Here is a 593-nt window from a genome sequence, read left to right as displayed (position 1 = left end):
TTGGTACGTTAAAAACCCAAAAGCTCTTAAACGTTCATCAACAAAGCTAAAGCAAATTCAAGTCCAGTTGAGCCGAAGGGAAAAGGGCTCTAGTCGCTGGCATAAAACCAAATCCCGCTTAAATACACTTCACGGAAAAATCTCACGCCAACGCCTAGCGTTCGCTCACGAAGTATCATGTTCGATAGCCAAGACCAGTGATATCATAGTGTTTGAGGATTTAAACGTGAAAGGTATGCAGCAATTTAACGGCCATATGGTGAACGATAACGTGATGGGTATGATCACTTCGCTGACTAAATACAAAGTTGAATTGAATGGCGGTATTTACCATGAAATTGGTCGGTTTGTGAAATCGACAGGCATTTGTTATCAATGCAAACACCCGCACAAGTTTGGCCTTATCGTGCGAGAATTTGCCTGCGAAAGCTGCGGTTTAGTCCAGTGCAGAGATTTAGCGGCAGCTAAGTCTATCGAGAACACAGGCGAAAATGATTTAATGGCGACTGGGATAGTCGCCAGGGTAACCCCCAAATTTCAGCAGAAAACATCGATTAAAACGAAAGTCTTTGAGCTATCAAAGTTTGGTGTGG

1 protein-coding gene is annotated in these 593 nt (G+C 43.2%); it reads left to right on the top strand.

Translation table 11 applies throughout. The features are described 5' to 3' along the window. Nucleotides 1-55: 55 nt before the first annotated feature. The coding region (locus tag AAEZ00_RS20615) for an RNA-guided endonuclease InsQ/TnpB family protein (protein WP_351089737.1) at nucleotides 56-593 on the top strand (538 nt) is incomplete at its 3' end.

The organism is Shewanella sp. S1-49-MNA-CIBAN-0167, assembly GCF_040310145.1.
In the GTDB taxonomy this organism is placed as follows: domain Bacteria; phylum Pseudomonadota; class Gammaproteobacteria; order Enterobacterales; family Shewanellaceae; genus Shewanella; species Shewanella psychromarinicola.
Note: the sequence above shows the minus strand (reverse complement) of the source record. Positions and strands in the feature narration are given on the sequence as shown.